At 71.8% G+C, this 5,185-nt stretch carries 6 protein-coding genes; 2 read left to right on the top strand and 4 right to left on the bottom strand.

Going from position 1 to position 5,185, the window contains the following annotated elements; translation table 11 throughout:
* Positions 1–245: 245 nt before the first annotated feature.
* The gene (locus CSC62_RS17005; RefSeq protein WP_162407870.1) at positions 246–1,496 is read left to right on the top strand and encodes a threonine/serine exporter family protein; all 1,251 of its coding nucleotides are present in this window, start codon (positions 246–248) and stop codon (positions 1,494–1,496) included.
* A gap of 174 nt (positions 1,497–1,670) precedes the next feature.
* Here CSC62_RS17005 and CSC62_RS17000 read toward each other — a convergent pair whose 3' ends face one another.
* Positions 1,671–2,105, bottom strand: coding sequence for an H-NS histone family protein (locus tag CSC62_RS17000; RefSeq protein WP_162407869.1), 435 nt, complete (start codon positions 2,103–2,105; stop codon positions 1,671–1,673).
* Positions 2,106–2,276: 171 nt separating this feature from the next.
* Positions 2,277–3,974: a proline--tRNA ligase gene (locus CSC62_RS16995; RefSeq protein WP_162407868.1), complete on the bottom strand. Its 1,698-nt coding sequence runs from the start codon at positions 3,972–3,974 to the stop codon at positions 2,277–2,279.
* A 133-nt stretch (positions 3,975–4,107) separates the two neighbouring features.
* On the opposite strand from CSC62_RS16995, the gene CSC62_RS16990 reads away from it, so the two are divergent.
* Positions 4,108–4,248 carry a hypothetical protein gene (locus tag CSC62_RS16990; protein WP_162407867.1) on the top strand — a complete coding sequence of 47 codons (141 nt, stop codon included), beginning with the start codon at positions 4,108–4,110 and terminating at the stop codon, positions 4,246–4,248.
* 58 nt (positions 4,249–4,306) lie between these two features.
* On the opposite strand, the gene CSC62_RS16985 is transcribed toward CSC62_RS16990, so the two are convergent.
* Together CSC62_RS16985 and CSC62_RS16980 are read right to left on the bottom strand one after the other, a co-directional pair.
* On the bottom strand, positions 4,307–4,582 hold the full coding sequence (locus CSC62_RS16985; RefSeq protein ID WP_162407866.1) for a DUF4124 domain-containing protein: 276 nt from the start codon (positions 4,580–4,582) through the stop codon (positions 4,307–4,309).
* A 14-nt stretch (positions 4,583–4,596) separates the two neighbouring features.
* On the bottom strand, positions 4,597–4,980 hold the full coding sequence (locus CSC62_RS16980; RefSeq protein ID WP_162407865.1) for a DUF4124 domain-containing protein: 384 nt from the start codon (positions 4,978–4,980) through the stop codon (positions 4,597–4,599).
* Between the last annotated feature and the right edge of the window lie 205 nt (positions 4,981–5,185).

Here is a 5,185-nt window from a genome sequence, read left to right as displayed (position 1 = left end):
CGTCCGCGGGCAGCTCGCGCAGGCGCTCGCCGTCGGCGAGCGCCTGCGCGAGCTGCCCGAGGACGTGGGCCAGGGTCCAGTCGCCGGACAGGCGAATGCGGCCGGGGGCGTCCGGGGCCTGCTGCCAGCGGGGCGGGTTCGGATTCGGATCGCTCATGGGTCGGCGCCGAGCATACAGGCAAGCGCCGTGAGTGTCGGGTGGGTGCGGCGCGCGCGCGGCCGGCTTGCCGGCGATACTGGCGGCCATGTCGACCGTTCCCGCCCGCCCCCAGGCCAGCTACGCCCAGCGCATCGCCTTCGTCGCGGAAATGGCCGCGCGCCTGCACCGCTACGGCACCACCGCGCAACGGCTGGAGGCGGCGATCAGCGCCCTGTCGCAGAGGCTGGACCTGGAGTGCGAGCCGTGGTCCAACCCGACCGGCCTGATCCTGAGCTTCAGCGACCCGGGCAAGCCGCCGGGCAGCACCGACACCACCCGGGTGATCCGCCTGCCGCCGGGCGAGAACGACCTGCACAAGCTGGGCGAGGCCGACCGCATCGCCGAGGCGGTGGCCAACGGCCACATGACCATCGCCCAGGGCCATACCGCCCTGCGCACCCTGGACCGGCCGCCGTGGCCCTGGATGCGGGTGATGCAGGTGCTGGCCTTCGGCCTGGCCGCCGCCGGCGTGGCCGGGCTGTGGCGGCTGCCGTGGCTGGACATCGCCACCGCCGCGTTCACCGGCCTGCTGATCGGCCTGCTCGACCAGTACACCAGTCCGCGCCCGGCGTTGAAGGAGGCCGGCGACGCGCTGGCGGCGCTGACCTCCGGCGCCGTGATCAGCCTGGTGGCGGCCACGGTCGGCCCGCTCAACCTCAACACCGTGGTGATCGCCTCGCTGGTGGTGCTGCTGCCCGGCATGGCCCTGACCAATGCGATGAACGAACTGGCCAGCCAGCACTGGGTCTCCGGCACCGTGCGCTTCGCCGGGGCGCTGACCACGGTGATGAAGCTGACGGTCGGCGCGATGATCGCGGTGACCCTGATCGACCTGCTGGGGCTGGAGCCGGCGGTGCGCGCCTCGCGGCCGCAGCCGGACTGGGTGGAGTGGGTCTCGATGGGCGTGGCCGCGTTCGCGTTCGCGGTGCTGTTCAAGGCCCGGCGGCGGGACTATCCGTGGGTGATGGGCGCGGCGATCTGCGGTTACCTGATCGCGCGCTACGCCGGCCATGCCTGGGGCAGCCCGGCCGGGATCTTCCTCTCGGCGCTGGCCCTGACCGCGGGGGGCAATGCGTTCGGGCGCTGGATGCAAAGGCCGGGGGCGCTGATCCGGCTGCCGGGCATCATCATGCTGGTACCCGGCAGCGCCAGCCTGCGCGGGCTGCTGACCCTGGTCCAGCAGCAGGACATGGACGCGGGGCAGAGCGCGATGCTGGGCGTGCTCAACATCGTGATGGCGCTGGTGGCGGGGCTGCTGTTCGGCAACCTGCTGATTCCGGCGCGGAAAAACCTGTAGGAGCCGGTCTTGCCGGCGACCGTGGAGGCGGACGTATCGTTGGTATCCGGTTTCACGCAGACGCTTCCACCATGGCGGTCGCCGGCAAGACCGGCTCCTACATGAGGCGGGGCGGAAACTTGCGGGGGAAAATGGAAACGCCGGCTTGCGCCGGCGTTTCGTCTTTCCGCGTGCTTACTTCTTGGCCTTCTTGACCACGCGCTTCTTCGCGCCGGGCTTGGGCTTGCTGGCGGTCGGGGCGGCCACGCCGGGAATCACGAACTCGCCCAGGTTGCGGCCCTTGGCGGTATAGGCGGCCAGCCAGCGCGGCTGCTTGCCGCGACCGGTCCAGGTTTCCTTCGGGTTTTCCGGGTTGCGGTACTTCGGCGCGACCTTGCCCAGCTTGCGCGCGCCGCGCGCGGCCGCCGGGGCCTTGGCGGCGCGGCCGCCGCCGGAACCGGTGCCGAACAGTTCCTCGATGGTGTAGCCCTCGGCCTTGGCCAGCTTCGTCAGCTTGCTGCGGACCTTGGCCACCGGGGTGCGCTGGGACAGCAGGGCCTGGCGCTTCTTGGCGGTGGTGATGAGGGAGCCGAGCTCGCGCGGCGAAAGGGTGCTCAGGTCGATCGACATCGAATATCTCCGGGTTCCGGTACGGGGCTGATTATGTCCGTCCTGGACACGATTCGCGGCAGGATAATCCACCGGCATTATCGGCGGCAATCAAATCCATGTGAAAACGGCCGGATTATCCTTCGATAATTCGGCCGTTGCCGGCGCAACCACGCCACTCCAGTGCCGCGCTCAGGCTCCGTGCAGGCGCTCCAGCAAGGCCGCGCGGTCGAGCGATTCGGCCTCGGCGGCGGTGCGCGCGCGGTATTCGAAGGTGCCCGCGGCCAGGCCGCGCTCGGAGACCACCACCCGGTGCGGGATGCCGATCAGCTCGATGTCGGCGAACATCGCGCCCGGGCGCAGGCCGCGGTCGTCGAGCACCGCGTCCAGGCCGGAGGCCTGCAGTTCGGCCAGCAGGGCTTCGGCGGCGGCGTCCACCGCCGCGTCCTTCTTCGGGTTGATCACGCACACCGCCACCGCCCATGGCGCCATCGGCACCGGCCAGACGATGCCGGCCTCGTCGTGGTTCTGCTCGATCGCCGCGGCCACGATCCGGGACACGCCGATGCCGTAGCAGCCCATCGCCGGGACGGCGGCCTTGCCGGTCTCGTCGAGCACGCTGAACTTCATCGCTTCCGAATACTTGCGGCCGAGCTGGAACACGTGGCCGACCTCGATCCCGCGGGCCAGGCGGATCTGCCCGCCGTCGGCGGCGCGGTCGCCGGCCACGACGTTGCGAATGTCGGCGACCACGTCGGCCTCGGCCAGGTCGCGGCCCCAGTTCACCCCGGCGAGGTGGAAGCCGGCTTCGTTGGCGCCGACCACGAAGTCGGCCATCGCCGCGACCTCGCGGTCGGCGACCACGCGGATCGGCCTGGCCGGCGCGACCGGGCCGAGGAAGCCCGGCTCGCTGCCCAGGTGCTCGAGGATCTCGGCCTCGGTGGCCGGGCGGTATTCGCCCAGGCCGGCGACCTTGGCCAGCTTGATCTCGTTGACCATGTGGTCGCCGCGGACCAGGGCCAGGACAAAGCCGTCCTCGCCCACCACCGCGACCGACTTGACCGTCCGGCGCAGAGCGATGCCCAGCAGCGCGGCCACCTCCTCGCAGGTCTTCTGGGTCGGGGTTTCGACCTTGCGCAGCGCTTCGGCGGCGGCTGGGCGCGGCGCCGGTTCGGCGGCCTGCGCGGCTTCGACATTGGCGGCGTAGTCCGAGCCGGTGGAGAACGCCAGCGCGTCCTCGCCCGACTCGGCCAGGACGTGGAACTCCTGCGAGGCGTCGCCGCCGATCGCGCCGGAGTCGGCCTGGACCGCGCGGAACTCCAGGCCCAGACGGGTGAAGATCCGGGTGTAGGCGGCCTTCATGTTCTCGTACTCGCGCGCCAGGTCGGCGTCGGAGGCGTGGAACGAGTAGGCGTCCTTCATCAGGAACTCGCGCGCGCGCATCACCCCGAAGCGCGGGCGGATCTCGTCGCGGAACTTGGTCTGGACCTGGTAGAAGTTGACCGGCAGCTGCTTGTAGCTGCTCAGCTCCTGGCGGGCGAAGTCGGTGATCGCCTCCTCCGCGGTGGGGCTGTAGCAGAACTCCTGTTCCTTGCGGTCCTTGATCTTCAGCAGCTGGCCGCCGAACTTCTCCCAGCGCCCGGTCTCCTCCCACAGCTCGCGCGGCTGGATGGTCGGCAGCTGCAGCTCGACCGCGCCGGCGCGGTCCATCTCCTCGCGCACGACCGCCTCGACCTTGCGCAGCACGCGCAGGCCCAGCGGCGACCAGGTGTACAGGCCGGCGGCGAGCTTGCGGATCATGCCGGCGCGCAGCATCAGCTTGTGGCTGACCAGTTCGGCGTCAGCCGGGGTTTCCTTGGTGGTGTGCAGGTGGAAGCGGGACAGGCGCATCGCGGGGGCGGTCCGGGGCGGGAAAGCCGGACATTCTGCCAGCACCGGGGGGCGGGCGGGCCGGAGGGGCGAGGGGCGCTGCTAGGATCGGGTTCCCGGCCGCCGGCGCGGCCATGCAGGCAAGGAGCGAGGCTTGGGCCGGAAAACGCATTTCTCCAGGCGAGGCGGCGAGGATTACCTGGCCCGTGAATTCCGCAACCTGCTGTGGTTGGTGGCGATCCTGCTCGGCATGATCGGCCTCTACCATCTGGCAGAATGGTTGGGGCTGGCCTGAGCCGCGCCCGGGGCCTCGGGAAAACCGCTCCGGATCCCCGGTGGAACGTTCCTGTGGCTCAACGCCCGGCGTCGACCCGGATCCCCGGCTCCGGCTCGCGGGCGATGCGTTCGTAGGGATGGCCCTTGGGCGGGGCGTCGGTGATCTGCAGGTTGCCGGCGGCGTCGCGCCAGCGGTAGAGCGGGCGCAGGGCGTCCTCGGCCTGGGCGGCGGCGGCCCGTTCGGCCCGCTGGCGGGCTTCGGGCGAGCTCCGTGGCGAGGCGTCGCGGCCCAGCCACCAGGCCACGCCGCCACCGACGGCCAGGCCGGCGAGGATCGCCCAGGCCGTGCGCACGTGCGCCGGCTCCGTCAGCCGGCCGGCGGGCAGTAGGCCTTGACCGCGGCCTCGGCCAGGCCCTTCTGGCCGGAGCGCTCCTCGTCGCTCAGGGTCTTGTCCGGCTTGCCGTCGCCATCGGTGTCGGTCTGGACCGCACCCTTGCCGGCCAGCAGCTGCAGGTTGCGGCGTGCAGTGGTGCACTCGGCCGATTCCACCTCCGCGGCCGGGGCGGCGGTCTCCACCTGCTGGCCGTGGCTGTCGATCCGGCGGGTCTCGTAGCGCTGGCCGGCCGGCGGCTTGTCGGAGGAATGGGTGACGCCGTTGGCGTCCTTCCACTGGTAGACGTTCTGGGCCATGGCGCCGGCGCACAGGCCGGCGGCCAGGAGCAGCAGGCAGGAGCGGGACAGGGTGCGCATCGGCGGCTCTCCAGGGGCTGGGGCGGGGGGCGGGGCGATTGCCGCACCCGGGCGCCGGGCTGGGAAGATGCGCCGGCACGGGTAGCCGGCGGGGCGGCCGCCCGGACACAGGGCCCCAGGTGCACGACCCCACGCCACCCGGCTCCCCCGGGGGCTACTCCGCCGCCTACCCGCACTCAACCACGCCGCCCTCGCCCCGTACTTA

This window comes from Pseudoxanthomonas jiangsuensis, from assembly GCF_010093185.1.
GTDB classification, from domain to species: Bacteria; Pseudomonadota; Gammaproteobacteria; order Xanthomonadales; family Xanthomonadaceae; genus Pseudoxanthomonas; species Pseudoxanthomonas jiangsuensis.
This window is presented reverse-complemented; position numbering and strand designations above follow the sequence as displayed.

What these genes read in the sequence shown, in the direction of transcription:
- CSC62_RS17005 (WP_162407870.1), top strand. Translation starts at nt 246, where the DNA reads ATGTCGACCGTTCCCGCCCGCCCCCAGGCCAGCTACGCCCAGCGCATC.
- CSC62_RS17000 (WP_162407869.1), bottom strand. Translation starts at nt 2,105, where the DNA reads ATGTCGATCGACCTGAGCACCCTTTCGCCGCGCGAGCTCGGCTCCCTC.
- CSC62_RS16995 (WP_162407868.1), bottom strand. Translation starts at nt 3,974, where the DNA reads ATGCGCCTGTCCCGCTTCCACCTGCACACCACCAAGGAAACCCCGGCT.
- CSC62_RS16980 (WP_162407865.1), bottom strand. Translation starts at nt 4,980, where the DNA reads ATGCGCACCCTGTCCCGCTCCTGCCTGCTGCTCCTGGCCGCCGGCCTG.